General features: G+C 69.3%; 30 protein-coding genes and 1 pseudogene. 12 read left to right on the forward strand and 19 right to left on the reverse strand.

What is annotated here, in order from left to right:
• Positions 1–131 precede the first annotated feature (131 nt).
• Positions 132–281: a hypothetical protein gene (locus KIH74_RS07000; RefSeq protein ID WP_214154961.1), complete on the forward strand. Its 150-nt coding sequence runs from the start codon at positions 132–134 to the stop codon at positions 279–281.
• A 569-nt stretch (positions 282–850) separates the two neighbouring features.
• Here the strand turns inward: KIH74_RS07000 and KIH74_RS07010 are convergent.
• The 3 genes from KIH74_RS07010 to KIH74_RS07020 all read right to left on the reverse strand — a co-directional run bounded on the left by KIH74_RS07010 (position 851) and on the right by KIH74_RS07020 (position 3205).
• On the reverse strand, positions 851–1444 hold the full coding sequence (locus KIH74_RS07010; protein WP_214154963.1) for a DUF1345 domain-containing protein: 594 nt from the start codon (positions 1442–1444) through the stop codon (positions 851–853).
• A 118-nt stretch (positions 1445–1562) separates the two neighbouring features.
• On the reverse strand, positions 1563–2738 hold the full coding sequence (locus KIH74_RS07015; RefSeq protein WP_214154964.1) for a zinc-dependent alcohol dehydrogenase: 1176 nt from the start codon (positions 2736–2738) through the stop codon (positions 1563–1565).
• A complete protein-coding gene (locus tag KIH74_RS07020) occupies positions 2735–3205 on the reverse strand; it encodes a hypothetical protein (protein WP_214154965.1) in 471 nt (156 codons plus the stop codon). Before KIH74_RS07020 ends, KIH74_RS07015 begins: the two co-directional genes overlap by 4 nt.
• Positions 3206–3467: 262 nt before the next feature.
• Here KIH74_RS07020 and KIH74_RS07025 point away from each other — a divergent pair.
• Positions 3468–4546, forward strand: a pseudogene (locus KIH74_RS07025) (IS630 family transposase).
• A 44-nt stretch (positions 4547–4590) separates the two neighbouring features.
• On the opposite strand, the gene KIH74_RS07030 reads toward KIH74_RS07025, so the two are convergent.
• Positions 4591–5466, reverse strand: a complete 876-nt coding sequence (locus KIH74_RS07030; RefSeq protein ID WP_214154966.1) for a cyclase family protein — start codon at positions 5464–5466, stop codon at positions 4591–4593.
• Positions 5467–5532: 66 nt separating this feature from the next.
• Between KIH74_RS07030 and KIH74_RS07035 the strand changes: the two genes are divergently transcribed.
• On the forward strand, positions 5533–5970 hold the full coding sequence (locus KIH74_RS07035) for a MarR family winged helix-turn-helix transcriptional regulator (protein ID WP_214154967.1): 438 nt from the start codon (positions 5533–5535) through the stop codon (positions 5968–5970).
• 131 nt (positions 5971–6101) lie between these two features.
• On the opposite strand, the gene KIH74_RS07040 is transcribed toward KIH74_RS07035, so the two are convergent.
• A complete protein-coding gene (locus tag KIH74_RS07040) occupies positions 6102–6716 on the reverse strand; it encodes a TetR/AcrR family transcriptional regulator (RefSeq protein ID WP_308113626.1) in 615 nt (204 codons plus the stop codon).
• Between the two features lie 133 nt (positions 6717–6849).
• Here KIH74_RS07040 and KIH74_RS07045 point away from each other — a divergent pair, with 133 nt between their 5' ends.
• The 3 genes from KIH74_RS07045 (at position 6850) to KIH74_RS07055 (ending at position 9461) form a co-directional block, all read left to right on the forward strand.
• The gene (locus tag KIH74_RS07045) at positions 6850–7773 is read left to right on the forward strand and encodes an alpha/beta hydrolase family protein (RefSeq protein ID WP_214154969.1); all 924 of its coding nucleotides are present in this window, start codon (positions 6850–6852) and stop codon (positions 7771–7773) included.
• Positions 7774–7864: 91 nt separating this feature from the next.
• Entirely contained in the window at positions 7865–8842 is a 978-nt protein-coding gene (locus KIH74_RS07050; protein ID WP_214154970.1) for an SDR family NAD(P)-dependent oxidoreductase, read from the forward strand.
• A gap of 52 nt (positions 8843–8894) precedes the next feature.
• The gene (locus KIH74_RS07055; RefSeq protein WP_214154971.1) at positions 8895–9461 is read left to right on the forward strand and encodes a Uma2 family endonuclease; all 567 of its coding nucleotides are present in this window, start codon (positions 8895–8897) and stop codon (positions 9459–9461) included.
• Between the two features lie 101 nt (positions 9462–9562).
• Here the strand turns inward: KIH74_RS07055 and KIH74_RS07060 are convergent, their stop codons facing one another.
• From KIH74_RS07060 to KIH74_RS07080, 5 genes are all read right to left on the reverse strand, one after another.
• Complete coding sequence (locus KIH74_RS07060; RefSeq protein WP_214154972.1) at positions 9563–10291, reverse strand: hypothetical protein; 729 nt, start codon at positions 10289–10291, stop codon at positions 9563–9565.
• The gene (locus KIH74_RS07065; RefSeq protein WP_214154973.1) at positions 10291–11091 is read right to left on the reverse strand and encodes a hypothetical protein; all 801 of its coding nucleotides are present in this window, start codon (positions 11089–11091) and stop codon (positions 10291–10293) included. The genes KIH74_RS07060 and KIH74_RS07065 overlap by 1 nt, the downstream gene beginning before the upstream one ends.
• The gene (locus tag KIH74_RS07070; protein ID WP_214154974.1) at positions 11088–12392 is read right to left on the reverse strand and encodes a WXG100 family type VII secretion target; all 1305 of its coding nucleotides are present in this window, start codon (positions 12390–12392) and stop codon (positions 11088–11090) included. The genes KIH74_RS07065 and KIH74_RS07070 overlap by 4 nt, the downstream gene beginning before the upstream one ends.
• Positions 12389–12808, reverse strand: coding sequence for a hypothetical protein (locus tag KIH74_RS07075; protein ID WP_214154975.1), 420 nt, complete (start codon positions 12806–12808; stop codon positions 12389–12391). The genes KIH74_RS07070 and KIH74_RS07075 overlap by 4 nt, the downstream gene beginning before the upstream one ends.
• Before the next feature lie 315 nt (positions 12809–13123).
• Positions 13124–13723 (reverse strand): TetR/AcrR family transcriptional regulator, encoded by a 600-nt coding sequence (locus KIH74_RS07080; protein ID WP_214154976.1) that lies wholly within the window; start codon positions 13721–13723, stop codon positions 13124–13126.
• Positions 13724–13840: 117 nt separating this feature from the next.
• Between KIH74_RS07080 and KIH74_RS07085 the strand changes: the two genes are divergently transcribed.
• The 5 genes from KIH74_RS07085 (at position 13841) to KIH74_RS07105 (ending at position 17141) form a co-directional block, all read left to right on the forward strand.
• Entirely contained in the window at positions 13841–14575 is a 735-nt protein-coding gene (locus KIH74_RS07085) for an SDR family NAD(P)-dependent oxidoreductase (protein WP_214154977.1), read from the forward strand.
• Positions 14576–14700: 125 nt separating this feature from the next.
• Positions 14701–15213: a peptide-methionine (S)-S-oxide reductase MsrA gene (msrA, locus tag KIH74_RS07090; protein WP_214154978.1), complete on the forward strand. Its 513-nt coding sequence runs from the start codon at positions 14701–14703 to the stop codon at positions 15211–15213.
• A gap of 26 nt (positions 15214–15239) precedes the next feature.
• Positions 15240–15617, forward strand: coding sequence for a DUF427 domain-containing protein (locus tag KIH74_RS07095; protein ID WP_214154979.1), 378 nt, complete (start codon positions 15240–15242; stop codon positions 15615–15617).
• A gap of 490 nt (positions 15618–16107) precedes the next feature.
• A complete protein-coding gene (locus KIH74_RS07100) occupies positions 16108–16575 on the forward strand; it encodes a nuclear transport factor 2 family protein (RefSeq protein ID WP_214154980.1) in 468 nt (155 codons plus the stop codon).
• Positions 16575–17141 (forward strand): TetR/AcrR family transcriptional regulator, encoded by a 567-nt coding sequence (locus tag KIH74_RS07105; protein WP_214154981.1) that lies wholly within the window; start codon positions 16575–16577, stop codon positions 17139–17141. The genes KIH74_RS07100 and KIH74_RS07105 overlap by 1 nt, the downstream gene beginning before the upstream one ends.
• 211 nt (positions 17142–17352) lie before the next feature.
• Here the strand turns inward: KIH74_RS07105 and KIH74_RS07110 are convergent, their stop codons facing one another.
• From KIH74_RS07110 to KIH74_RS07120, 3 genes are all read right to left on the reverse strand, one after another.
• Positions 17353–18483: a YeiH family protein gene (locus KIH74_RS07110; RefSeq protein WP_214154982.1), complete on the reverse strand. Its 1131-nt coding sequence runs from the start codon at positions 18481–18483 to the stop codon at positions 17353–17355.
• The gene (locus tag KIH74_RS07115) at positions 18483–18647 is read right to left on the reverse strand and encodes a hypothetical protein (protein ID WP_214154983.1); all 165 of its coding nucleotides are present in this window, start codon (positions 18645–18647) and stop codon (positions 18483–18485) included. Before KIH74_RS07115 ends, KIH74_RS07110 begins: the two co-directional genes overlap by 1 nt.
• Before the next feature lie 96 nt (positions 18648–18743).
• Positions 18744–19277 carry a TetR/AcrR family transcriptional regulator gene (locus KIH74_RS07120; RefSeq protein ID WP_214154984.1) on the reverse strand — a complete coding sequence of 178 codons (534 nt, stop codon included), beginning with the start codon at positions 19275–19277 and terminating at the stop codon, positions 18744–18746.
• A 96-nt stretch (positions 19278–19373) separates the two neighbouring features.
• Between KIH74_RS07120 and KIH74_RS07125 the strand changes: the two genes are divergently transcribed.
• Complete coding sequence (locus KIH74_RS07125) at positions 19374–20258, forward strand: NmrA/HSCARG family protein (protein ID WP_214154985.1); 885 nt, start codon at positions 19374–19376, stop codon at positions 20256–20258.
• Here KIH74_RS07125 and KIH74_RS07130 read toward each other — a convergent pair whose 3' ends face one another.
• The 6 genes from KIH74_RS07130 to KIH74_RS07155 are packed head-to-tail and all read right to left on the reverse strand — an operon-like array spanning position 20259 to position 26264.
• Positions 20259–21356, reverse strand: a complete 1098-nt coding sequence (locus KIH74_RS07130) for an amidohydrolase family protein (RefSeq protein WP_214154986.1) — start codon at positions 21354–21356, stop codon at positions 20259–20261.
• Complete coding sequence (locus tag KIH74_RS07135; RefSeq protein ID WP_214154987.1) at positions 21353–22126, reverse strand: ABC transporter ATP-binding protein; 774 nt, start codon at positions 22124–22126, stop codon at positions 21353–21355. The genes KIH74_RS07130 and KIH74_RS07135 overlap by 4 nt, the downstream gene beginning before the upstream one ends.
• Positions 22123–22902 carry an ABC transporter ATP-binding protein gene (locus KIH74_RS07140; RefSeq protein ID WP_214154988.1) on the reverse strand — a complete coding sequence of 260 codons (780 nt, stop codon included), beginning with the start codon at positions 22900–22902 and terminating at the stop codon, positions 22123–22125. Before KIH74_RS07140 ends, KIH74_RS07135 begins: the two co-directional genes overlap by 4 nt.
• Entirely contained in the window at positions 22899–23696 is a 798-nt protein-coding gene (locus KIH74_RS07145) for an ABC transporter permease (RefSeq protein WP_214154989.1), read from the reverse strand. Before KIH74_RS07145 ends, KIH74_RS07140 begins: the two co-directional genes overlap by 4 nt.
• Positions 23693–24709 (reverse strand): ABC transporter permease, encoded by a 1017-nt coding sequence (locus KIH74_RS07150; protein WP_214154990.1) that lies wholly within the window; start codon positions 24707–24709, stop codon positions 23693–23695. The genes KIH74_RS07145 and KIH74_RS07150 overlap by 4 nt, the downstream gene beginning before the upstream one ends.
• On the reverse strand, positions 24690–26264 hold the full coding sequence (locus KIH74_RS07155; protein ID WP_214154991.1) for an ABC transporter substrate-binding protein: 1575 nt from the start codon (positions 26262–26264) through the stop codon (positions 24690–24692). The genes KIH74_RS07150 and KIH74_RS07155 overlap by 20 nt, the downstream gene beginning before the upstream one ends.
• Between the last annotated feature and the right edge of the window lie 57 nt (positions 26265–26321).

A 26321-nucleotide genomic window follows, 5' to 3' on the forward strand; every position in this document is an offset into this window, starting at 1 on the left:
GGTGCAGCGGCGCAGACCGAGCCTGGCTAGCAGGTCCGGTCGGTCTCGGCGGCCTATTCTGCCACCGCGACGAACGAGCAGGCTCCGGCCAGCGTGGCCGCGATCCCGGCGGCCAGCGCACCTGCCGGACGGTGACGCTGCCCGCGACGCGCTCGTGGATCCGCGACCTGGCCGAGCAGATCCAGCCGTGCCTGTTGCTGCGCAACAGGTTCAACAATGGGCCCAACGGTCTCAGGAATGCCTGGATCGACAGCAAGAACGGTGAGGGCGCGAGAGGATGACATGGCGGATGCTGCCCCGGATGCGATGGATCGGTGTGGTAACCCCGATCAAAACCGTTCAGGCCGCATCCGTCACCATTCGGACATGGCGTGGAACGCCACAAACTCCCAGCTCAGAGCCCGATAAAACGACCTTGACGGGCCCCTGCGTGCACCTCGGTGCTCTCACCGTCAGGAGCCGGTACGAGGAACCTTTGCCCGGTTGGGACGTCGGTGTCTCCCACGCAGTGCCAGCCAATTTCCTGTTCGGGAACCTCGTGGTCGGTGCCGGCATCCCCTTCGACGCTCCGGCCGAAGGAGCTGTCGCCGTCCAGTGACCGCGCCCTTCCGCGGTGGTGCGCACCTCGTCCAGGTGCGCCATGAAGGTGGGCAGATTCTCGAAGTTCCGCCAGAAGGAATAGATCTCGGATCGTAGTTTGCGGATCGTGGTCGTAGCGGTGAGATCCATCAGGCACCTCCAAGGAACGATTGCACGAAAACTCATTGTTTCAGCTTGTTTCGGCACGCGCTTCAGCGTGGGATCGCCGCCCGCCACCTGGCTCCGGCGTCGCCTGTCCCTTGGTCACGGGTCACTGGCCAAGGTTGGTGACGAGGTTGATGGCGACGGCCAGGACGCCGGTGCCGAAAAGGTAGGACAGCAGAGCGTGCCCGAGCGCCACCCGGCGGATCCGGGTGGAGGCCGGCTCGGCCTCGGGGACGGCGAACGACATCCCTATCGTGAAGGCGAGATAGGCGAAGTCGCTGTAGGCCGGTGGCTGGCTCTGCTTGAAATCAATCCCTTTCGCGTCAGGCTCGTCGAGGTAGTACAGCCGGGCGTACTTGAAGGCGAACACGGTGTTCACCAGCGCCCAGGACAGGATCACCGCCAGAACGCTCAACAGCACGGCGGCATCCTGCTGGCTGCTGGACTGCACGAGGGCCACCACGACGGCGGCCAGACTGGCGACGGCAGCCAGCAGCACCCAGACGTCGGTGGAGCGGGATCGGTTCTCTTCCTCGGCCAGTTCCTCGGTGGCGGCCGCGTCCCGGTTCCAGCAGATGCGCCAAACCCAGGTCAGCAGAACCGCAAACGCCACCGTCCAGGCCGTCAGAGCCGCCAACTCGGGTGCGGCCAGTACCGCGACGGCGGCCGCAGCCGCGAGACCTGCGGCCAGGCTGATCAAGGTCCGGCGCGCCGAGAGAACCCGGCCCCCCGGCGTGGTACGCGTCGTTTCCGTCGTGGTTGTCATGGTCGCCCTGCCCGCCACCCTCCTTGGTCATACCACGCTGGAACGACGGCGTTCAGCCGTTGGGCAGGAAAACCGGCCGCACGTTGCCGTCGTCCTTGGCCTTGAAGATGTCGTAGCCGTGCTGGCCCTGTTCCAGCGGCAGCACGTGCGTGGCCAGGTGCTCGGTGACGATCTCGTCGCGGGCCATCCGCTCCAAAATCTGTGGGATGTACCGCTGGCCGTGCATCTGCGCACCCCGCACGGTCAGGCCCTTGTTCATCAGAGCGCCGAGAGGGAATTTGTCGACCACCCCCGCGAACACGCCCAGCACGAACACGCTGCCGCCCTTACGGCAGGCATGGATGGCCTGCCGGACCGCGGCCGGACGGTCGCTCTGCAGGCGTAACTGCTGTTTCGTGCGGTCGTACAGGCTCTGCCCTCCCGGGCCGTCGGCCTCCATCCCCACCGCCTCGATGCAGACGTCCGGCCCCCGGCCTCCGGTCTTCTCCAGCAGTTCGGCCTCGATCGAGGTGTTCTCGTAGTTGAGCACCTCAGCGCCGATGATCGACTTGGCTTGTGCCAGACGGTAATCCAGCCGGTCGATCACGATCACCCGCTCGGCACCCAGCAGCATCGCCGCCCGCGCGGCCATCTGCCCGACCGCTCCGGCCCCCCAGACCGCGACCACGTCACCTGGCTTGGTCCCGGCCAGGTCGGCGCCCGTCCACCCGGTAGAGGCGGCGTCCGAGGCGAACAGCGCACGCTCGGTCGAGACTCCCTCAGGGACCGCGAACGCGCCGACATCAGCGTAGGGAACGCGCACGTACTCAGCGTGGCTACCGGCGAAACCTCCCAGAGCGTGCGAGTACCCATAGCAACCGCCAGGAGTACCGCCCCACAGAACATCGGTGATGGCCGGGTTGGTGTTGCCGTTGTCGCACAGCGAGAACAACTTCTGCTCGCAGTACCAGCACCGGCCGCAGGAGATGAACGAGGACACCACGACCCGGTCACCGACGGCGTGCCGACGCACGGCCGGCCCGACCTCCACCACTTCTCCGATGAACTCGTGCCCGAGCACGTCACCGCTTTCCATGAACGGGATGTACCCGCCCAGCAGGTGCAGGTCCGAACCGCACGCCGCGCTGCGCAGCACCCGCAAGATCACGTCACCGTCGTTGAGGATCCGCGGGTCGGGCACCTCGCGGACCTCGACCTCATTCACCCCGGCCCAGGTCAGCGCCCTCAAAGCCGCCCCTCCGCCCCGGAGATCGACGTGACCGCACGCAACGGCGCGTTCAGCGCTGTGGCCTCAGTCGTGCCGGGCTCATCGGCCCTCAGCACCTCACCCGTCTCGATCACCTGCTTGGCCCGCCGCAGAGCCGAACGCAGCTTCTCTACCGCCGTCGTACCGTCCAGATCCTGAGCCAAGGCGTCCGGCAACCCCGAGGGCAGCGTCTGCGTGTACGGGTCGCGTAACCTCACCGCCAGTTCTGTTCCCCGGTCGCCGGGCGCGGGACTGGTCCGCACCTCGATCGCCTCGCCCCAAGCCCTGAGAGGCTCAGGTAGCTCAAGGGGCCGGGAGTCGTCCGGCGTGAGATTGACGGTCACCGCCAGCCAGCGGGACGGGTCGTCCTGGTGCCCGGACAACGGCAGCCCATGAGAAGCTGCCCGTCGCCGAACCGCGGCCGCGATGGTGGCCGCCACTCCCACCACGCCTGCGACCCTGTGAATCTTCCGGGAGTTCTTGTCTCCCTCAGTGGTCTCTGCCTGTTCCACAGCATTCCTCCGAACTCGACCAGCCGTTGGCTGTGTCGTCGGTGCCGTTCAAGGCCACTGCTCGACCTGGCGGCGCAGTCCAGGCTCCGGCCGCGCCGCTTGCGCCACAGCCTAAAAGAGCTTCGGGTGCCCGCAACGGCAGACCCACCACACTAGCGTTCTGCGCCAGAAACAGTCGAAATAAGTCCATTCTGGCGACATGGCCAGGACTGGACGCCCGAAGACCAGGGTTGATCTGAGCGAGATCGAGGCGCAGCAGTTGCGGCAGTGGGCCTCGCGGCCCTCGTCGCCGCAGTCGGTGGCGCTGCGGGCGAAGATTGTCCTGGCGGCTGCGGCTGGAGATGACAACACGCAGATCGCGGCGGATCTCAGGACGTCGGCGGTCACGGTGGGCAAGTGGCGGGCGCGGTTCCTGCAGTACCGGCTGGCCGGCCTGGCGGACGAGGACCGCCCGGGCCGGCCGCCGTCGGTCAACCTGGACAAGGTCGAGGAAGTCATCACCACGACCCTGGAACAGGCCCCGCACGACGCTACGCACTGGTCCCGAACGTCCATGGCGGCCCGGACCGGCCTGTCAGCCTCGACCATCGGGCGGATCTGGCGCGACCTTTACCTCAAACCCCACCTGACCCAGACGTCAAACTATCTACCGACCGCGAAAGTCGTTGACGTTGTTGGCCTCTACCACAACCCGCCCGAAAAGGCCGTCGTGTTGTGCGTTGACGAAAAGACCCAGGTCCAGGCCGTTGACCCTAGCCAGCCGATCCTGCCCATGACGCCCGGGACGATCGAGCGACGCACCCACGACTACAAAGGGCACGGCACGACCACCCTGTTCGCGGCCTTCACCATCGCCGACGGCACCGTCATCACCCAGACCCAGAAACGTCACCGCTCCGCCGAGTTCAAGAAATTCCTCACCCACATCGACAAAACGGGGCCAGTGGACCTTGAGATCCACCTCGTCGCAGACAATTACGCCACGCACAAGACCCCGAGATCAAAGCCTGGCTCGCCGCACACCCCCGCGTGCACGTGCACTTCATCCCGACCGGTTCCTCCTGGATCAACCAAGTCGAGCGGTGGTTCGCCTACCTCACCAACCAGCTCCTACGCCGCAGCGCCCACCGCAGCGTTCAAGCCCCCGAGGCCGACCTCACCCAGTGGATCGCGTCCTGGAACACCAACCCAAGCCCGTTCGTCTGGACCAAGACCGCCGAAGAAATTCTTGAGTCCCTCAGCCGATATCTACAACGCATTTTTGGCGCAGAACACTAGGCACCCGGCATCATGGGTTGCGCCACATGTGTTTTCATGACGCCTCAGAAAATGGCGAGCGGGTTCACCATGATGCCGGTGACCGACTCGATCCGGGGCGGGGCGATGACGAGCAGGAAGCTGTAGCGCTTCTCCTCGGCGCACACCTGCGCCAGGTCGCCGGGGGCGGCGCCGTCGATCAGGACCAGGCCGAGCAGTCCCAGCCCGATCCGGTGGAGCGGCCCGGGGTCACCCGGAAGTGCGGGGTTGGCGTCGCCGATGTCGCCGGCGTAGAGCGAGATGTCGTGTTGGTGAAGCCATTCGACGGCGCCGGTGGTCAGGCCTGGCACCTGGTTCCGGTTGCGGTCCTCGGCCAGATGCCAGCCGCCGCGCAGCACCAGGGCGTCTCCCGGCTGGGGCGTCACACCGCATCGGGCCGCCGCCGCGTCCAGGTCGTCGGCGGTGACCGCGTGGCCCGGCTCCAGGCGTCCTCCGGGAGCCAGGTCGAGCAGGATGCCGCGGGTCAGGATGCCCTGGGCGAACGCGGATGCGGAGCCGTGCCGCACGCCGGCCAGGCCGACGCTCTGCGCGAGATCGACGCCCGGATAAACCTTTCCGTCGGTGACGAAGTGGCCCATGGCGTCGAGGTGGGTGACTTCGGGATGGTGCGTGTTGACGGTGAGCAGTTCCGCCATCGCCCTGGGCGGCGTGCCCGTGTACTGCATCACGGACTGCACTGCGGTGGTCTCGTGGGTGTAGGGGGCCATCGGGCCGGCCAGGAGCGGTGACGGCGTGATCGGCCGGGCCAGGGAGACCGCCCGGCCGCTGCGGGCCTCGGACAGTCCTCGGCGCCGGGCCTCGTCGGTGATCAGGTTGACGGTTCCGAGTTCGTCGCCCCGGCCCCAGCGGCCCCAGTTCGAGATCTGGGTCGTGTTCGTCATCAGATTGTTCCCGTCCATGGGTCATGTGCCCGGCTCCGCCGAGCAGCTGTTGATATCATCAACAGTATGGCCTCAACCGTTGAAATATCAACACCCGACGATGGGGTCGAGCTCTGGCTTCTCTGGAAGCAGATCGGCGAGCGGGTCCGGGCCAGCGTGGTCGCCGATGTGCTGGAGCACAGCGAGCTGTCCGAACCCGAGATGACCGTCTTGGTCCAGCTCCGCACGGCCGGGGGCACGATCCGGCAGAACGCCCTGGCGTCGTCATTGGGCTGGGACCGCACCCGCTTGTCACACCTGCTCACCCGGATGGAGCAGCGGGGCTACCTCTCCCGGGAGAAGCTCCGGAACGGGGTCGAGATATCCGTCGCCGATGCCGGGCTGGAGGTCTACGCGACCACAGAACCCCTGCTCGCGGCGGCATCCCGGCGTCACTTTCTTGATCGCCTCGACGAGGGGCAGCGCAGGGCCCTGCGCGATGTCCTGGAGACGCTGAGGTCTTGAGTTCCCCACGGGGTGCCGGATCCGCTGCGGCCAGGGGCGGACCTTCAGGCATCCACTCCCGGCCGTTGACCTAAAACCATTGCCCTGCAACCGCTCTCACGGAGCCCCCGATCGGAACAGCCGGCCTCCGGTCACACCGGGCCGTCGGCGCCGGGCTCCGGCTGCTGCTGCCGCAGCCCACTGATCAGGAGAGTCACCATTTCCCGCACGTCGTAGTCCGGGTCATGGGGAGCGAACGCCACGAGATCACCGACGGCGCGGATGATCCGGTAGGCGCCGACCGGGGCGACGACCTCCCCCGACTCGCGGGCCGCGTCCAGCAGATCGGCGAGCACCGGCACCAGCCGCTCCACGAAAAGCGTGTGCAGGGCGGTGAAACCGGCCGAGTCGCCCTCCCACACGTGGGCGAGCCCGTGCTTGGTGCCGAGGAAGTCGACGAACTGGTGCACCCAGCTCAGGATCGCGGCGAAGGGGCTGGGGGCCGAGGCGAGCAGCTTCGGCCCCGCCTCCGCGCAGGCGTCGATCTGGTGCCGGTACACGGCGACGACCAGCTCCGAGCGCGTCGGGAAGTGCCGGTACAGAGTGGCCACCCCGACGCCCGCCGCCGCGGCCACCTCACGCACCGGGGCGTTCACCCCGGAGGCGGCGAACACGGTGGCGGCCGCGTCCAACAGGACTCGCTGGTTGCGCTCCACGTCGCGACGTCGCCTCGGAACGGCTGGGGCGGGCTCGGCGGGGCTGCTCACCGCCCGATCATCGCATGCCACCCAGTCTGCGGAACAGCGATCCGTTTCGCTTGCTAAACCGGATCGTCGTTCCGTATCGTCAGCGGAACGCCGATCCGTTTCGGGTCGGCGGCTCTGCTCCGGAAGGATTCCCATGTCGACCGCGGAAGCGACCCCTCTCCACCCGACCCCGGTGATCAGCGTGCGGCCCGTGACGCTGCCCGCTCCCTCCACCCGCGGCGAGGACCTCCAGATCCGCATCACCGCCCCGGCCACCGGGACGAACCTGCCGGTGATCGTCTTCGCGCACGGTTTCGGCCAGTCCATGACCGCCGCCGATCCGCTCGTGGACCACTGGACGGCGAACGGGTTCGTCGTCGTGCAGCCCACGTTCCTCGACTCCACGACGCTCGGCCTGACCCCCGCCGACCCCCGCTACCCGACGATCTGGCAGACCCGGGTCGACGACCTCGAGCAGGTCATCGACGAACTGGACACCGTCATCGCCGCGGTCCCCGGCCTGAGCGGCCGGGTCGATACCGAGCGCCTCGCCGTCGCCGGTCACTCCTGGGGCGGGCAGTCGATCGGGATGCTGCTCGGCGCCCGCGTTCTGGACGCTCAGGGCCGGCCGGGCGAGGACCGCACCGACCAGCGGGTGAAGGCGGGCGTGCTGCTGTCCACCACCGGTGTCGCCCGGGGGGACCTGGCGCCCTTCGCCCAGGAACACTTCGCGTTCATGAGCCCGGACTTCACCCAGCTCGCCACGCCCTCGATCGTCGTCGCCGGTGACCACGACCAGTCGCAGCTGTCGTCGCGGGGCCCGGACTGGTTCACCGACGTCTACCACTACAGCCCCGGCGCCCAGCACCTGGTGACCCTGGTCGGCGGAGAGCACACCCTCGGCGGCATCCAGGACTACGCCTCGACCGCCACCACCGACGAGAGCCCCGAGCGCGTCGACCTGGTCCGCCGGACCACCACGGCCTTCCTGCGGACCGCCCTCGGTATCGACGCCGGCGCCTGGGCCGACGCCACCGCGACCCCGGCCGAACCCGTCGGCCACATCGAGTCCAAGTAGTCCCCCGCACCACCGGCCGGGGCCCAGGGCACGTCCTGGGACCCGGCCGGCCGAAGCATCCGGCTCCGGGCAACGAGGAAGGCACATCATCGTGACCAGGGACCAGCGTCCCCTCGGCAGCGGATTCACCGCCGCCTCCACCTCCACCGACGTCATCGACGGCCTCGACCTCACCGGCCGGAACGTGATCGTCACCGGCGGGCACGGCCGGCTCGGACGTGAGATCACCCGCACCCTGGCCGCCGCCGGTGCGTCCGTGACCGTCGCATCACGTGATCCGCACCGGGCGCGATCGGCCCTCACCGGCATCGAGCACGTCCAGGTGGAACAGCTCGACCTCACCGACCCCGCCTCGATCGACGCCTTCACCCGAGGATGGATCCGGACCGGCCGGCCGCTGCACGCGCTGGTCAACAACGCGGCCGTGATGTTCAGCCCCGAACTACGGCATGACGCCCGTGGGAACGAGATCTCCTTCTCCACCTCGCACCTGGGCCACTTCCAGCTGACCCGCTCGCTCGTCCCCGCGCTGATCCAGGCCTCAGGGTCGCGGGTGCTCACCGTCACCTCAGGAGCCGCGCGTTTCGGTGGAATCCGCTGGGACGAGCTGGCTTTCCGCACCGGCTACGACGGCGGCACGGCCTACGCGCAGTCGAAGCGGGCGAACGTCCTGTTCACCGTCGAACTCGACCGCCGCCACGCGGACGACGGCATCCGCGCGTTCGCGGCACATCCGGGCGTCGTCATCGGCCCCGGCCCCCACCACCCCGACGCCCTCGCCTCGTACCGGGCGCAGGGACTCGTCGACGAGAACGGCGCGACCGTCATCGACCCCGGCGCCGGCAAGAAAACCGTGGCCCAGGGCGCCGCGACGCCGGTGTTCGGCGCCGTGAGCCCGGTCCTCGACGGCTTCGGCGGCCTCTACCTCAAGGACAGCGACGTCGCGGTGCTCGACGACACCGTCCGCCCGCTCACCGCCGGCAGCATTCCCTCGGACGCGAACTCCGCCATGCTCGACCCGGCGGACGCCGAGCGTCTGTGGGCCGTCAGTGAGCAGCTGCTGGCCTGACGACTCGTCGCGGTATCGTGCTGTCGGGTATCTGATCGATCAGGAGGTGCGGATGACCGCGGAGATGGTCGCGCCGGCCTGGATGCACGAGCAGGTCACGGCCGAGCAATACGCGACGTGGACCCCGGAGCAATGTGCGGGCATCGAGATCGTGGACGGGATGGTTCTGGTGAGTCCAAGCGCCTCCAAGCGCCACAACCGCCTGGCCCGCCTGCTGGCGAACGCCTTGGACGTAGCGGCAGGCTCAGACTGGAACGCCGACACCGACTTCGATGTGCGCCTACAGGACCTTCCGCTCAACAACCGCCGCCCTGATGTCACGGTGTACCGGGCCGAGACCATCGACATCAGCCCTACCCGTCCCGAACACGTCCTGCTCGTGGTCGAGGTGGTCTCCCCCGGTTCGGAAACCACCGATCGCATCGTTAAGGCCGACCAGTACGCCAAGGCCGGCATCCCGTTCTACTGGCGAGTCGAACAGGCCCCCACCGGGGCACCCGTCGTCCATACCTATGTGCTTGATGCTTCCGTGGGCCACTACCGCGACGACGAAGTCTTCACCGGCTCCCTGAAGGTGGCAGCTCCCTTCACTGTCGAGGTCGATCTCAGGCAGATCTGAGCGAGCCGAGCCAGCGGCTCAGGACGGACCGGAATCTTGCGAAAGTCCCGACGTCGCCCCTGGTGGCGGGTTCTGCCTCGGGTCAATCATGTGCCCCGAAGTCAGCCGGGAGAGGGCGCTCCCAGGACCGGGTCGTAGGGTCCCCGGTGGTCACTCAGCAGCGCCGTCCCCCCGTTGCGGTAACGCGCCCGCACCGCCGTCCGGGAGGCGTTGGCGGCCAGCCCGCGTGCCTCGAGACCGGCGTCCACCATTGCTCTTTCGATCTGCTGGGCGAGCCCTTCGGGATCCGGGGTGCCGAGCAGCCAGTACCTGAACAACGGGTCGCCGGTGGCCGAGTTGAAGCCGCAGACCAGCAGAGCCCGGTCCGACAGGTTGTTCAGGTAGGTGGGCGAACGGTCCTGGAAGTCGGGGTGAAACACCACCGCGGTGGCGTTCTCGACCACGTGCACCCGCCCCGGGTCGATCGTCTCCCAGGGCACCGTCAGCCGGGTCCGCCGGCGCCAGCCGGTGGCCAGCCCCCGCTCCCGCACCCAGTGCCGGGTGGCCAGGCCGGTCAGGACGATCAGGAAGTACGTCAGCGGGGCCATGCAGACGATGACGGCCACGGCCAGATTCGTCCCGTCCGGCCCCCAGGGAATGAGCAGGGCCAGGGCAGCCAGGATCACCGAGACCACCAGCACCACGGCCATCGGGCGGGCGGTCGGCGCGGTCCGGAACTGCGCCCGCACCCGGCCCAGTTCCGACGCGTCGAGCATGACGAGCCGCTTCAGACCGGTCACCAGCTCCGGGTCGTCCGGGCCCTCGACCTGGAAGAACGGTGTGGTCGCCATCAGACCCCCCGCAGCGGCTCGAGTGCGTCGTCCCAGCGTGCCCGGACGTCCCGGGCAGTGGCGCCGAGATAGTGCATGCCCGCAGGGCTTTCCCTGGCCACGTAGTAGGCGCCGGTGCCGGCGTGGACGCTGCCCCAGGTCTCCCGGGGCGCGCCGTCGGCGGCGTCGAAGCGGGTGATCACCGTCGACTTCTCGCAGACGGCCACCACGTACGGCGGGGCGGCCTCGGCCGCGGAGCCGTTCACCGGGGGAACCACCACGTCCAGGAACGGCCGCTCCTGAACGGGGTCGGTGGCACCGGACCATTCGGTGAGCACCCTCACCCAGTGATCCCGGTCGGCCAGGGTGAATTCGTGCACGCCGATCGGGGTGATCTTCTCGCCCAGCCACAGCCCTTCGGGGTGGCTGTACAGGACGTGCCACTGTGCCCGCCCCTGAGCCCGGTGCTCGGCGACCACCACGGTCGGCACCTGCCGCCGGAGGCTGAGCAGGGCCAGCAGGTCGGGGTCGGCCTCGAAGGTGATCTCGCCGGACTCCTCGTTGACCGGGATCGCCCGGTAGAGCCCTCGCGCGGTCAGCCCGCGCAGCGCAGCCACCACCGCCACCTGCCCCTCCTGCTGCGACAGGGCGGAGAACCAGGGGCTCGGCGCGAACGGGCGACCGTCCGCGGCGTCCAGCCCCACCAGCTCCTCGTCGGTGTAGCTGCCCAGCTCCAGCGGACCGGTGAGCGCCACGGTGAGCAGCTCGAGCCGGCTGGCGGCGACCTCGGCCGAGGGCTCGTCGACCAGTTCCGTACTCATCCGAACATGCCCTTCCAGAGTTTCTTGGCGCTGTCGCCCACCACGACGGCCGCATCGCCGACCGCGTCGGCCCCGGTCGAGAGCGCGTGTCCGATCGCCTCACGGTTCTCGTAGGCCCAGGCCCCGGCCGCCACCAGCCCCGCCCCCACCACGACGACCGGCAACGCCGGGCCGGAGGCCAGCCCGAAGGCGAGCGCCGTGGCCGCCCCGCCGCTGATGATCGAGGCGCCACCACCGATGCCCCGGGCCACCCGGTCGTCGGTGGCCGACTCGGTGTCGGTGATCGCGGAGTAGATGTCCGCCCCGCCGGAGACCACCGCCACCGGTCCGGCCACCTTGGCCATCACCGGAGTGACCTTGCGGAACGGCTTGGTCAGCTTGTCCAGCTTGCCGACCTTACCGAGGACGTCGGCCTCGGACAGCTTCGGGAACGTCTTCAGCAGTTCTTTCATCGCCGGCCCGTCGCCCTTGAGCTTGCGCAGCGATTTGTACAGCAGCTGGGCCCGCTTGGCGTCGAGCTGGCTCTGCCGAACGTCCAGCGGCAGGCCGGCGCCCTTCTTGTAGAGCTTGAGGGCGTCCTTCTCCAGCTTGGTGTATTGCTTGAGCACCTTCGGGTCGGACAGGTCCGGGGAGGCGCCCTTGAGCGCCTGGTACTTGCTCAGGGCCTGGAGATACTGGGCCCGTTCTGGAACGGCCGAGGACGGGGCCAGGCCGTAGCGGGCCAGCACCACGGCCATGCTGACTTTCCCTGCCTTCTTGGCCAGGCCGGTCAGGGGCGAGTAGGTGTTCCAGTAGGAGATCAGCGGCCCCAGGCCGTCGGTCAGGTGGTCGTCGAGCGTCTGCCCCTTGGTCAGCGCCGCCTCGACCAGCCGAACACCCTCGTCCACATAGTCCTGGCGCTCGCGCGCGTAGACGCCCGCGTCGGCCGGGTCGCCGAACACGGTCGGTGGGGTCACCGCGTCGCTCACCGTGCCGGAGTGGGCGATGCTCAGGCCCTTGCGGGAGGCGTAGTCCTCGGCGTCACCGACCGCCCGGACCACGCCCGCCATCTCGTCGGCGGCATCGGCCAGGGCCTTGCGCAGCGAGGCCACCGAGTCGATGTGCTCGGCCAGGGTCTTGGTGAGCACCTCGGCGGCCTGCCGGGCCGCCTGCCCGGCGGTGCCGTCCCAGGTCGCCGGGCTGGCGTTCGGCAGGGCCTCCTCGACCCGCTGCAATTCGTCCTCGATCCGCCGGGCCTCCCGGAAGCCGTTCTCCAGCGGTTCTTCCTTCCAGGTCTTCAGCTGGCCCCAGGGGACGCTCATGAGCCCTGCCCCGTCGGCACCGGGGTCGGCGTGGGCCCGGCCGCCGGGGTGGGGGCGCCCGGCGTGGTCGTAGCGCTCGGCCACCCGGGTGCCGGGGCACTGCCGGGGGTCGGCGGGACATCGGGGGTCTGGATGTTTTGGTAGTCCTGTGCACCTCGCCGGTCCGAGCCGCGATACCCGGCTGCTGCCACGTCGAGTGCCACCCCGTAGCCGTCCGCCGCGAGGGACCAGTTCCTGAGCGTCCCCTCCAGGGTCGCCTGCACCGCCTCGATCAGGGCCGCCGCAGTACTGCCCGGCATCGCCCCCTTCACCGGGCCGATGTCCGGTTTGATCGCCGCGGCATCATCGGCCAGCGCCCGGGCCTTGTCACCGGCCTGGTTCATCTCACCGGGCTTCGCCCGGAAACTCTCCACCATTTCCGCCCCCCTCGGGCACCCCACCACGAAGGTTGCACTGTACTGAAAAGTAGTGAACGGCCCAAGCCGTTCATCGGGCACGATTACGGTGGCGCCGAGGCCGGCGAAAGAATGTCTGGTTCAGCGGGTTGCGCTGCCACGATGACGGAAACCCTGACCTGTTGAACACTTCAGGAGCCCCGCCCTCCGCCGGTGGCCTCCCCGAGCCGGGCCGGCAGCGCCCGCACCCTGTTCATGTAGGTGAACTGCCCTGTCAGGACGGCCGATTCGGTGGCCCACCCAGCTCGGCGCGCCGTTCGGCCACGGCCGGCCGGGTCAGCCCCAGTCCGGCGCGGCCACCGGCAGGGCGGTGGCTCCTTCCGGCCGGAACCCGTCGAAAATGATGGCCAGGTAACGCTTCCAGCTGTCGGGCGACGGGTTCGGCAGGAAGTCGACGGCGTGCACGGGGGTGCACATGAGCGCGAACACGTCCGTTCCCGTGAGGTCGGGCCGAATCGCCTTCGCCTCCTGCGCCTTCGTGACCAGGGCAGTGATGGTGGCGTGCAGTTCGTCGCGGAGTGCGAGCACCCGGGAGTCGTTCCCGGTGATCGATTGCAGGAACAGCAGGTCGTTCTGCCGGATGTTGTCCGCAGTCTCGGTCAGCAGTTGCAGCAGCGCCGCCCCGGGGTCGCTGGCGGTCAGCAGTCGCTCGGCGATGGCGATGAGGGCGGCGAAATGCCCGCTGACGATGGCCGCGATCAGGTCTTCCTTAGTGGCGAAGTGGCGGAAGATCGTCCCCTTGGCCACCCCTGCCCGCCGGGCGATGTCCGCGACCGAGGCGTCCAATCCCTTCTCGGTGAACTCCTCCTCGGCGGCGGCCAGGAGAAGTTCGCGGTTGCGGGTCGCGTCCGCGCGTTGGTTGCGTCCTGTCGGCACTGCCCCATCCTACAAGTTGACCGCTCGGTCATTTTAGAGTTACGGTCCCCGAGTCAACATGACCGAGCGGTCATCTTATCGTCGCGCCGGTCTCTTCTCCTCATCGAGGGACTTCCCATGCAGATTTCCGGTGCCACTGCCCTGGTCACGGGGGCCAACCGCGGTCTCGGCCGCCAGTTCGCGATCGAGCTGCACCGTCGTGGGGCCAAGGTCTACGCCACCGCCCGCCGCCCCGAGCAGGTCGACGTCCCCGGCGTCGAGGCACTGCGTCTGGACATCACCGACCAGAGCTCCGTGGAGGAGGTGGCCGCAACCGCCGGCGACGTCGACCTCCTGATCAACAATGCGGCCTTCACCGGCGGCGGGAACTTCCTGACCGGCGACCCGCGCGACATCCGGGAGACGATGGAATCGAACTACTTCGGCACCCTGGCCATGATCCGGGCCTTCGCTCCCGTGCTCGCCCGCAACGGCGGCGGGGCCGTGCTGAACGTCCTGTCCGGGGTCGCCTGGCAGACCGTCGTCGGCAACACCTCCTACGCCGCGGCCAAGTCCGCGGAGTGGAGCCTGACCAACGGGGTCCGCATCGAGCTGGCCGACCAGGGAACCCTGGTCTCCGCCCTCGTGCCCGGGCTGATCGACACGCCCACGCTGCGAGAGTTCTGCGCGAACCTCGGGGTCCCTCTCGCCGAGGCCGCGATGGTGAAGCCGGCCGAGCTGGTGAAGCGGGCCCTGGACGGGATCGAGCAGGGGGAGATCGAGATCCTGGACCGGGTGGCGGCCTCCATGAAGGCGGCCCTCCCCGGACCGCCGGTCGCCTTCGACCTGGTCTCGGCCGCATCGGGGAGCTGAGGGCAGCCCTCCCCCCACAGCAGCCTCGTGCAGGCGTGCTGATGTGAGCCGGCCCGGCCGGGAACGCGCCGGGGTGTGTCGCTGTTGTGCATCGTGGCCAGCCGAACAGCGTGAAGGACAGTGAGATGACGACTGCGACAGAGACCGCGATCCTCGCCGGTGGGTGCTTCTGGGGAGTACAGGAGCTGGTGCGCAAGCTTCCGGGGGTCGTCAGCACCCGGGTCGGCTACACCGGCGGCGACGTCCCCAATGCCACGTACCGCAACCACGGCACCCACGCCGAGGCGATCGAGATCGTCTTCGACCCCTCGGCGACCACCTACCGTGACCTTCTGGAGTTCTTCTTCCAGATCCACGACCCCTCGACCAAGGACCGTCAGGGCAACGACATCGGCACCTCGTACCGGTCGGCGATCTTCTACACCAGCGACGAGCAGAAGCGCGTCGCCGAGGACACCATCGCCGACGTCGACGCCTCCGGCCTGTGGCCCGGCAAGGTCGTCACCGAGGTGACCGCGGCCGGCCCGTTCTGGCAGGCCGAGCCCGAGCACCAGGACTACCTCCAGACCTACCCCAACGGCTACACCTGCCACTTCGTCCGGCCCGGCTGGAAGCTTCCGCACCGCGCGAACGCCTGACCACCCCAGGAGAGGAGCCAGCCTTCATGGCCGACAAGCCGGTCAAGCAGCCCGGACCCGACCACCCGATCACCGTCACCCCGTCCCCCGAGCACGTGGTGGTCACGGTGGCGGGCAGGACCGTGGCGGACACCCACCGGGCCCTGACCCTCCAGGAAGCGGACTATCCAGCGGTCCAGTACATCCCGATGGACGACGTGGACCAGACGCTGCTGGAGCGCACCGCCACCAGCACCTACTGCCCCTACAAGGGGGACGCGAGTTACTACTCGATCCCCGTCGGCGGGCAGAGGTCGGTGGACGCCCTCTGGGTCTACGAGAGCCCCTACGATGCCGTGGCCGGCATCAAGAACCACGTGGCCTTCTACCCGGACCGGGTGGACAGCATCGCGATCAGCGCCTGACGCGCTAGCGAAACCGACCCCATGAGTACGGTGATGGTGGACGCCCGACGCGAGTTGGGCGTCCACCATCACTCAGTTTCGGGGAACACTTCCCTCGCTCCCGCGACGGAGCATCTCCCGTACCGCTTACACGGCAAGGACTTCCAGGCTTCCGGTGACGAGCCACATCGTCGCCCGTCGACCTCGGCATCGATGCAGGCCGCACATGCAGCACGTGCGTGGTCGATCCGGCCGGTGCCCCGAGCCCGGCCAGCGCGGCGCAGGCCCGGTCGACATCCTCCCGCACCCACTCACGGATCCGCCCGCCCGGCATCGATTTCACGACGTCGCTGCCTCCCCCGCTCATGTTCGATGCCAGGGCCTGGCACACGACCTGCCCACCCGGGGAATGCCAGGCCGGAATGCGCGTTGACAGGCCCAGACACCGACTGTACCTTTCAGTACACGTCGTACCGATCGGTACATACTCCAGCTCTGAAAGGTTCGCGTCATGTCTCGTCCTCCTCTCCCGCCCTTCACCGAAGCCAGCGCCACCCTTAAGGCCCGCATCGCCGAAGACGCCTGGAACACCCGCGATCCCGAGCGCATCTCCCTCGCGTACAGCGAGGACAGCTGGTGGCGTAACCGGTCGACCTTCGTGCAGGGTCGTGCGGCCATAGTCGAGTTCCTCGCCGGCAAGTGGGAGCGTGAACTCGACTACCGGCTCATCAAGGAACTGTGGGCCTACACCGGCGACGTCATCGCCGTGCGCTTCGCGTACGAGTACCACGATGCCGCCGGCCAGTGGTTCCGGGCCTACGGCAACGAGAACTGGCGCTTCGACCAGGACGGGCTCATGACCCACCGCCACGCGAGCATCAACGACGTCGCCATCGAGGAGTCCGAGCGCAAGTTCTTCTGGGACACTTCAGGCCCCCGCCCGGCGGATCACCCGGGCCTGAGCGAACTCGGACTCTGATGGCACGAACTGTTCTCGACCGCTCGGACGCGGTCCGCGCCCTGGCCGGCATCTTCCGCAAGAGGGGCTTCGAAAGCGCTTCTCTGTCCGTCATCCAGCGGGAGGCCGGCCTCGGGCGCGGCAGCCTCTACCACTTCTTCCCCGAGGGGAAGACGGACATGGCCCGCGCCGTCCTCGAGCAGGTGGACGAGTGGTTCGAGGAGAAGATCTTCACTCCCCTGCGCACCACCACCGACGCCACGCAGGCGATCGAGGTGATGTCGCGGGAGGTGGCCGACTACTTCATCTCCCGCGAGAGGGTGTGCCTGTTCGCCGCGATGACGCTGGGCCAGGAACAGGAGACCTTCGCCGAAGAGGTCCGGGCCTACTTCACCGAGTGGGTCGACGCCCTCGCCCAGGCACTGCGTACCGGCGGGCTCCCGTCTCAGGAAGCGGCCGACCGTGCCCTGGACGCGGTCGCCGCCATCCAGGGCGGGCTGATCCTGGCCCGCGCATACGGCGACGACGCCACGTTCCTCGGAATCGTCGCTCGCGCGAAACAGAAACTGCTCTCCCCCGCCCCCTGAGGGGGGCTGACGTGACCACGTCCGACCTCCACGGACTGCTGCCGTGATCAAACCAGACGATCAGGCTTCACGCCGGAGCCGCGAGAAGGCGCTCTGCCGACCCGGCCTTCCCTTGCCTCGGGTACGGGTGACTGGCGGCCTCGGCCACGACGGCCCGGCCGGCGCGACCCCCGGCGCCGGTGGCGACGACCGGGGAAATCGGGGCAGGTGGTCATCGCGCCGCCGGGATCTCGAAGCCGCTGAACAGCAGAACGGCCAGCAGCAGGGCGAGCAGGACGTTGACCACCGTCGCGGCCGCGAAGACCGCGACCGGGCGCCAGCCGGCCTCGCGCAGGGCTCCCACCCGGAACTCCAGGCCGATACTGACGAAGGCCAGGATCAGGAACCAGATCCGCAGGTCGTTGACGACCGCGATGTGCTCCTTGCCCTCCCCCGACGAGACCTGGCCGAGGTAGACCGTGGCGATCACCGAGGCGGCGATGAAACCGATGACGAACTTCGGGAAACGACGCCACAGTTCGCCGGGGCCGGGCCGGGGCGCATCCGGTGTGCGGTCGACGCGGTAGGCGAAGTACGCGGCCAGGCCCACCGCCACCACCCCGATGAGGGCGTTCTGGGTGACCTTGACGATGCTGGCGATCGCGAGCGGCCCCTCGCCCGCGAGCGTTCCGGCAGCGGTGACGGCGGCAGTGGTGTCGATGTTGCCGCCGATCCAGGCGCCCGCGACCGCGTCGTCCAGGTTCAGGACGTCGGCCAGCCAGGGCAGCAGGAAGATCGAGGGCAGGGCGAAGGCGATCACCAGGCTGGCGGCGTAGGCGAGCTGTTCCTTGCGGGCCTGAACGGCGCCGGCGGCGGCGATCGCCGCGCTCACCCCGCAGATCGCCACCGCGGAGGCCAGCAGGGCCCGCAGTTTGTCGTCGAGCCCGAGACGGCCGCCCAGCCACCAGGTGAACCCGAACACCAGGCTGATGAGCAGGACCGCCTGCACGATCGAGCGGCCCGCGGCGTCGACGATCAGCTTCAGGTCGATCGAGGCACCGAGCAGAACCAGGCCGGTCTTGATGAAGAACTCGGTGCGGAAACCGTCGGCGAGCCGGTCGCGCAGGCCGGTCAGGGTCAGGACGGCGTTCCCGGCGAGACCGAGAAGGATGGCGTAGACGGGGTATTCGACGGCGGAGGCGATGTCGTCGAAGGACGTGTCCTGCGCCCAGTCCGGCACCGACTCGTTCAGGTAGTGGGTCAGCCAGCCGAGCAGGAGCACCACGACGACGCCGAGGGCGAACCAGGTTCCCCGGGAACGGATCTCGGCCGGGAAGCGGGACGTGCGAACGGTCTCGGTCATCAGGGCACCAGCCCGTCGGTGACGACGCCGGCCAGGACCAGGACGATCAGGATCAGGCCGACCGCAGTGGCCAGCCAGTCCTCGTTCAGGGCCCAGCGACGCCGGGTCTCGACATCAGGATCAGGACGACCGGCAGGTTCGGCAGCAGGATCGGTTCCGGACACGGCACGCCTCCATGGATCGCAGAACGGACGACGGAGTGCATTGCGGATCGGGCGGTCCGACCAGTCTGATGTTCTCGACAGGATTGGTCAAGATAATCAGGCCGGTCGACACACGCCGTCGATCGCCAGCCTCAGCAACCGCTGCACGGCCTCCTCCCGGTCGGCGCGATGCTCGGTGGCCAGGGCGATTCCGGTCACCAGGTCGAGCAGGTCACCGATGGTCACACCGGGCTGGAGGGACGCCCCGGCCCGGCTGACGAGCGGACGTCCGGCTTGCGCGAGCCGTCCGGTGGCACACAACGGCGTCGCGTTCTCCCGGGCCAGTGCCTCGGCCAGCCCACGGAACGTGCTGGTGGCGAACAGGACCGCCTCCAGCCAGCCGATCAGCGCCCGCACCGGATCCTCCACGGCCGCCGGCACCTCGGCCTGGGTCGCCAGGGCGTCCACCCGCTCGCGAAACACGGCCTCCAGCATCACCTGACGGGTCGGGAAGTGCCGCCGGGCGGTGCCGGAGCCGACGCCGGCGAGCCGGGCGATCTGTTCCATCGACGCGTCCGCGCCGTGCTCCGCGACCTGCTCCTCGGCGACGGCGAGGAGACGCTCGTAGTTGCGCCGGGCGTCCGTACGCATTTCTCGTTCATCTCCTGGCTAAATGGCGGGGTCCGCCGTATTGTACCGAAAGCGAAGCGGCGGCCCCCGCCGTTTCACTGACGGCAGGAGATCCTCATGACCGGAACCATTCTCGTCACCGGCGCCACGGGACGGCAGGGAGGCGCCACCGCCCGGGCCCTGCTGGGCAGCGGGGTCCCGGTGCGTGCCCTGGTGCGTGATCCGGCGAAGGCCGCCGGCCTGGAGGAGCTGGGCGCCGAGCTGGTGCAGGGTGATCTGCTCGAGCCGGGCTCGCTCGCACCGGCCCTGCGCGGCGTCCGGGGCGTCTTCTCGGTGCAGATGCCCCCGATCCGCGACGGGCAGTTCCGGTTCGACGACGAGCTCACCCAGGCCACCAACCTGATCGGGGCGGCCCGCGCCGCCGGGGTGGCCCAGTTCGTCCAGACCACGGTGAGCGGGGCCGACCGCACGATCACCCGCCCGGAGTGGGCGGCCCAGCAGATCTACTACGACACCAAGACGGCCATCGAGAACGCCGGGCGTGAGGCCGGTTTCGAGTACTGGAACCTGCTGCGACCGGGCACGTTCATGGACAACCTGCTGCCCTCGCAGGCCTACCTGATGCCGCGCGGCCTCGAGGGCGGCCTGGTCACGGTGATCCGCCCGCAGACGCGTCTTTCGCTCGTCGCGGTGCACGACATCGGCTCGGCCGCCGCCGCCTTCTTCCGCGAGCCGGAGCGGTTCCGGGGCGTGGAGCTGGAACTGGCCAGCGACTACCTGTCGATGGCGCAGATCGCCGCCACGGTCTCGCGGGTGCTCGGGGTGCCGCTCGGTGCGCCGGACCTGACCGAGCAGGAGGCCCTGGACGCCGGGATGCCGCCGTACGCCGCCATCCCGCACGCCATGCTGAACGAGGTCGGGCAGCCGGCCCGGCCGGAGTTCGCCCGCGAACTCGGTCTTCAGCTGACCTCTTTCGAGGAGTGGGCCCGCTCGGTCTTCTGATCAGGCCGGCACGCCGTTCTGGATCACGGCGACAACGGGGGACGCGTCGGCGAACGTCGCGGGGTCGGTCGGGTCGGCGTCGAGGAGGATCGCGTCGGCGCGGTAGCCGGGGGCGATCACGCCACCGGCCGCGTCGTTCAGGAGCTGGGCGCCGTTGCGGGTGGCGGCCAGGAGGGCTTCGGGGCCGGTGAGGCCGGCCCGGATCAGGGCGGCGATCTCGGTGAGGTTGGTGCCGTGCTGCTGCTGGGTTCCGAAGTCGCTGCCGAGGGCGATCGGGAGGCCTGCGTCCCGGGCCGCACGGACCGCCTGCGGGTGGGCGGTGACGGCGTCGGCGATGCGGGCCAGGGGGACTCCGGGCAGGGCGCCGGAGGCGATCCGGTCGTGCAGCCACTGGTAGATCGTGAGGGTCGGGACGTAGGTGAGCCCGGCCTCGGCCGCCCGGCGGGCCTGGTCCTGCGTGAGGTACATGGCGTGCTCGAGACTGCCCGCACCGGCTTCGATCGCCCAGTCGACCGACTCGCCGCCCCAGGTGTGGACCATCAGCCGGGCCCCGCCGGTCTCGGCCACCCGGGCTGCGGCGGCGAACTGTTCCCGGGTGAAATGGGATGCCAGGAGGGCATTCCCGCTCGTGGCGGCGCCGCCGGTCGCGATCAGCTTGATCCACTGGGCACCGTGGTCCAGGGAACGGCGCACGGCGTCGGTCAGTTGCGCGACCGAGCCGGCCTGGTCCGGACCGATCAGGTTCACGCTGATCTGTACGCGTGGGCCGGGCAGCGGACCGTCGCGCAGGTCCCGGCCCGCGCCGCCGCCGTCGCGGATGCTCGTGACGCCGCCCTTCAGCGTGTTGAGAAGGGCGGCCGCAGTGAGCTCCCGACGGTCCGCCGGCGTGCGGTTCTCGCGGTCGGACTGATGGAAGTCGTTCCAGGTGATGTGCGTATGCACGTCGAAGACGCCGGGGAGGAGCCAGCGGCCGGCGCCGTCGATGATCGGGCCCTCGGGTTCGGGGTCGACGGTGAAGACACCGTCGGCGAACCCGACCGACTCCCTGGTGACAAACGTCCCCTCGTGGTTGAGAACCCGGGCACCGGTGATCCTCATGAATCCTGACCCCTCGTGTAGGTGGGGAGGCGGGGCACCGCGTCGAGCAGGCGGCGCGTGTAGGCGTGCTTCGGCTCGGCGAGAACCTCCGCCACCGGCCCGTTCTCGACGACCTGACCGTCCTGGAGCACGAGCACCCGGTCGCACAGGAACCGGACCAGCGCCAGATCGTGGGAGATGATCAGGAATCCCATACCCTGCTCGTCGCGCAGCGACGCGAAAAGCCGCAGGATGGAAGCCTGTACAGAGACATCCAGAGCCGACGTCGGCTCGTCGGCGATGATCAGGCGCGGCCGCAGCACCGTCGCCCGCGCGATCGCGGCCCGCTGCCGCTGCCCGCCCGAAAGCCGCCCGGGCCGTACCCGCGCGAGCTCCTCGGTGAGCGCCACTTCCGAAAGCGCCTGGCGCACATGCTCGTCGATCAGGTTCCGGGGAGCCAGGTCGTGCACACGGACCAGCTCGCGCAGCGTGTTCCAGGCGCTCAGACGCGGGTTGAGCGAGAGGTAAGGGTCCTGGAAGACCATCTGGACACTGCGGCGCTCGGCCAGCGAACGGCGTTGTGTCAGGGGATTTCCGCCGAGCTCGATCCGCCCGTCGTCGGGCGTGAGGAAACCGGCGACCGCGCGGCCGATCGTGGTCTTGCCGGACCCGGATTCCCCCACCAGCCCGACGATCTCGCCGGGCGCGACGCTCAGGTCGACGTCCCGCACCACGATCCGGTCGCCGTAGGCGACGCGCAGGCCGGTGACCTCCAGCAGCGGGGCGCTCATGCGCGGGCCTCCGGGACGGACAGCTCGACGACCGAGTCGAGAAGCTCACGGGTGTAGGCATGTTCGGGATGCGTCAGGACCTGCTCGGTGGTCCCGCGCTCGACGATCCGGCCGTGCCGCATGACCACCAGCCGGCTGCTGACCCGGGCGACGACGGCGAGGTCGTGACTCACGAAGAGCAGGCCGACGTGGCGGGTGGTACGCAGATCCTCGAGCAGGGCCAGGATCTCGGCCTGCACGGTGACGTCGAGCGCGGTGGTCGGCTCGTCGCAGAGCAGGAACTCGGGCTCCGCGGCGAGGGCCCGGGCGATCACGACCCGCTGGCGCTGCCCTCCGGAGAGCTCGTGCGGGTGGTGGCGGTAGCGGCCTGCCTGGATCTGCACGCGTTCGAGCAGGTCGAGGGCCTCTTGACGGGCGGTGACGCGGTCCCGGCCGATGACGTGACGGCGGACCTCGGCGATCTGGTCCCCCACGCGCATCAGCGGGTCGAGGGCGGTGGCCGGGTCCTGGAGGACCAGGCCGAGACGATGCCCGCGCTCCTTGCGTCCTCCGTTGTGCGGCAGCACTTTCCCGTCCAGGGTGATCTGCCCGGCGGTCGCCTTCACCCCGGCGGGCAGCAGCGCCATGATCGCCTTGAGGATCATGCTCTTGCCGGAGCCGGACTCCCCCACGACCCCGACGGCCTGGCCGCGTTCGAGGGTGAGGTCGATGTCCTCGACGATGATGCGGGGGCCGGCGGCGACGCTCAGCCCGCTCACGCTCAGTGCGTTCGTCATTCCTTCTCCCGGTAGGCGTCGGCGAGCCCGTCGGCCAGCAGCGAGAACCCGATCCCGGCGACGAGCACGGCCAGGCCAGGGAACACGGCGATCCACCACTGCACAGTGACGAATGTCTGGCCGTCCGAGATCATGGTGCCCCAGTCCGGGGTCGGCGGCTGGATGCCCAGGCCCAGGTAGCTGAGGGTCACGATGGCCAGGACCACGAACACGATGTCCGTGACGGCCAGGACGATCAGCTGCGGCACCGCGTTGGGCAGGATGTGGCGGAAGATCACCCGGCGCCGGCTCAGTCCGCCGCCGCGGGCGGCGGCGACCCAGTTCTCCCCCGCGAAACCCCGGGTCACGTTGCGCACCACCCGGGCGTAGTTGACCCAGGCGACGACGGCGAGCGCGAGGTAGATCGAGCCCTCACCGGCGCCGAGGGCGGCGACCAGGGCCAGGACGATGACGTAGAACGGGAACGCCATCACGGTGTCGATGACGAAACGCACGATCTGGTCGAGGATCCCGCCGAAGTAGCCGGCGACCAGGCCGAGCAGGGTGCCGAGGGCCAGGGGGGTGATGACCGCGAGGACGCCGACGCGCAGGTCGGTGCGGGCGGCGTAGACGACGCGGGCCCAGACGTCGCGGCCGAGCTGGTCGGTGCCGAACGGGTGGGACCAGCTGGGCGCTTTGAGTCCGTCGGTGAGGCTGAGGGCGGTGGGGTCGTGCCAGGTGACGAGGGGTGCGGCGACGGCGAGGAGCACCATCGCCCCGACGACGGTGACGCCGGCGGTCAGGGTGCGGTTCACAGGGCGGCCCCGCGGCGGTTCTGGCGGGGGTCGAGCAGGCGGACGGCGAGGTCGGTGAGCAGGTTGACGATCACGACGAGGACCGCGGTGTAGATGACGATCCCGGTGATGGTGGTGGAGTCGCGGTTGGTGATCGAGCGGAACATCAGGTCTCCCACGCCGGGGATGGTGAACACCGACTCCACGACGAACGTGCCGCCGATGAGGTAGGCGAGGTTGGTGCCCAGCAGGGTCAGGGCGGGCAGGGCGGCGTTGGGCACCAGGTGGCGGGCGATGATCCGGGCCGGGCTCAGGCCGGTGGCGCGGGCGGCCACGACGAAGTCGGCGTTGATCACCTCGAGCAGTTGCGCGCGCAGGCTGCGGGCCAGCAGGGGCACGATCCCGACGGCGGCGGTGACGGCGGGCAGGACCAGGGAGCGCAGCCGTTCGCCGGGTCCGGTGCCGAGGCCGGCGACCGGGAACCAGTGCAGGTGCACCGAGAACGCGAGGATCAGCAGCAGGCCGAGCCAGAACGCGGGCACGGCGATGCCGGCGCTCAGGACGATGCGCAGGAGGTGGTCGGGCCAGCGGTTCTGGTGGGTCGCGGCGATGACGGCCAGGACGGTGGCGGCGACGACGGCGATGACCAGGGCCAGGGCGACGATGGAGAGGGTCGCGCCGGCCCGGGCGGTAACGGCCGAGCGCACGGATTCACCGTTGATCAGGGACGGGCCGACGTCGCCGTGGGTGATCAGGTTGCCCAGGAGCCGGGCCAGCTGCCGCCACCAGGGCTGGTCGAGACCGAGCTGGGCGGCGAGTTGCTGCTTGGTCTGCTCGGTGGCGTGGCTGCCCAGCTGTGCCGAGAGCGCGTCGCCGGGCATCGCCCGGGAGAGGCCGAAGGACAGCAGGATCACAGCCAGGGTGACGGCGGCGGCGTAGGCGATCAGGCCCACGGCGGAGCGGGCCCAGGCGCGCAGGGGCGCCGGCCGCGAGGTGCGGCCGGCGTCCTGCGGGTTACTTGGCGATCCAGGCATCTTGCAGCTGGACGGTGCCGTTGGGGATGAGTTCCAGGCCGTGCACGTTCGCCTGGGTCGCGGCGATGCTGGCGGCGTAGTCGAGGGAGAGGGTCGGGGAGTCCTGGGAGACGAGGTCCTGGATCTTCTCGTAGACGCCCTTGCGCTCGTCGCCGTCCGGGGTCTCGCGGCCCTGCGCGGCGAGCTTGTCGACCTCGGCGTTCTGGTAGCCGGTGTGGAAGGAGTCGCTGACGCCGTTCGAGTCGACCTGCCAGTAGGTGATGTTGTCCGGGTCCCCGGTGTCGGCGATCACGGTGGTGAGGGCGAACTCGTAGTCCTTGGCCGGGAACGTGGTCCAGAAGGTGGCGCTGTCCTGCTGCTTGATCTCGACGGTGAGGCCGATCTGCTTCAGGGCGTCCTGGATGATCTGGGCCTGCTGGCCGCGGGTCTGGGAGCCGGACTCGACGAGCAGGGTGACGGTGGTGCCGGCGGCCCCGGCCTTCTCGAGGTCGGCCTTGGCGGCGGCGACGTCGTACTTGAGGACGTCGGCGTTCTGGTCGGAGTAGCGGACGTTCGCGGGGATGTAGGTGGTGCCCGTGGTGCCGGTGCCGAACGTGGTGGTGGCGGTGAGGGACGCGCGGTCGACGGCCTGTGCGACGGCGCGGCGCAGGTCGCGGTCGGCGAACGGGCCGGTGGAGGTGTTGAAGAACACCTCGTCCTGGTTGAAGCTGCCGACGGTGTCGACGCTCAGGGCGGTGTTGGCCTTGAGGGCGGCGACGTTGGCGGGCGGGACGTCGGTGATCACGTCGACCTGCTGGCCCTGCAACTGCTGAACGAGCGAGTTGTCGTCGCTGACCGTGGTGTAGGTGACACTGTTGAGGTAGGGCTTGCCGGTCTGCCAGTAGTTGTCGTTCTTCACCAGCTCGAAGGAGCTGCCGTTCTTGTCCCAGGTGCCGACCTTGAACGGGCCGGTGCCGACCGGGTCGGCGAAGAACTCGGTGGCGCTCTTGCCGTCCAGGTCGTCGGGCACGATGCTGCTGGCGAACGTGGCGAGCTCGGTGGCCAGCGGGGTGTAGGCCGTCTTGAGGGTGATCTCGACGGTGGTGTCGTTCACCGCCTTGACGGTCTTGATCGGGGCGCTGAGGGGCAGCGCCCCACCGACCTTGAGGTGCCGCTCGATGGAGTAGACGACGTCCTTGGCGGTCAGAGCGTCGCCGTTGGAGAACTTCACGCCGTCGCGCAGGGTGAAGGTCCAGGTGAGACCGTCACTGCTGGTCTCCCACTCGGTCGCCAGGGAGGGCTGGAGCTGGCCGTCGCCGTCCTGGGTGACGAGGGTGTCGAAGATCTTGTCCAGCGTGTAGGCGTTGTTGCTGGTCAGAGTCTCGGCGACGGGGTCGAGGTCACTGACGTTCTGACCGGTGCGCGCAATGGTTAGGTCGCCACCGGCGACCGGTTGACCGGCGTCGGACGACGCGGCGGTGCCGGTGGAACCGGAGCCGCTGCTGCAACCGGTCAGGGCCAGGGCCATCGCCGCGACAGCGGCGGCTCCGAGGGTGGCGGGGCGACGTATACGCATTGCCGACTTTTCCGATCGTCTATGTAGGGAATGTCACAGTGTCTCTCCCGTCCGCAT

It is taken from the genome of Kineosporia corallincola, from assembly GCF_018499875.1.
In the GTDB taxonomy this organism is placed as follows: domain Bacteria; phylum Actinomycetota; class Actinomycetes; order Actinomycetales; family Kineosporiaceae; genus Kineosporia; species Kineosporia corallincola.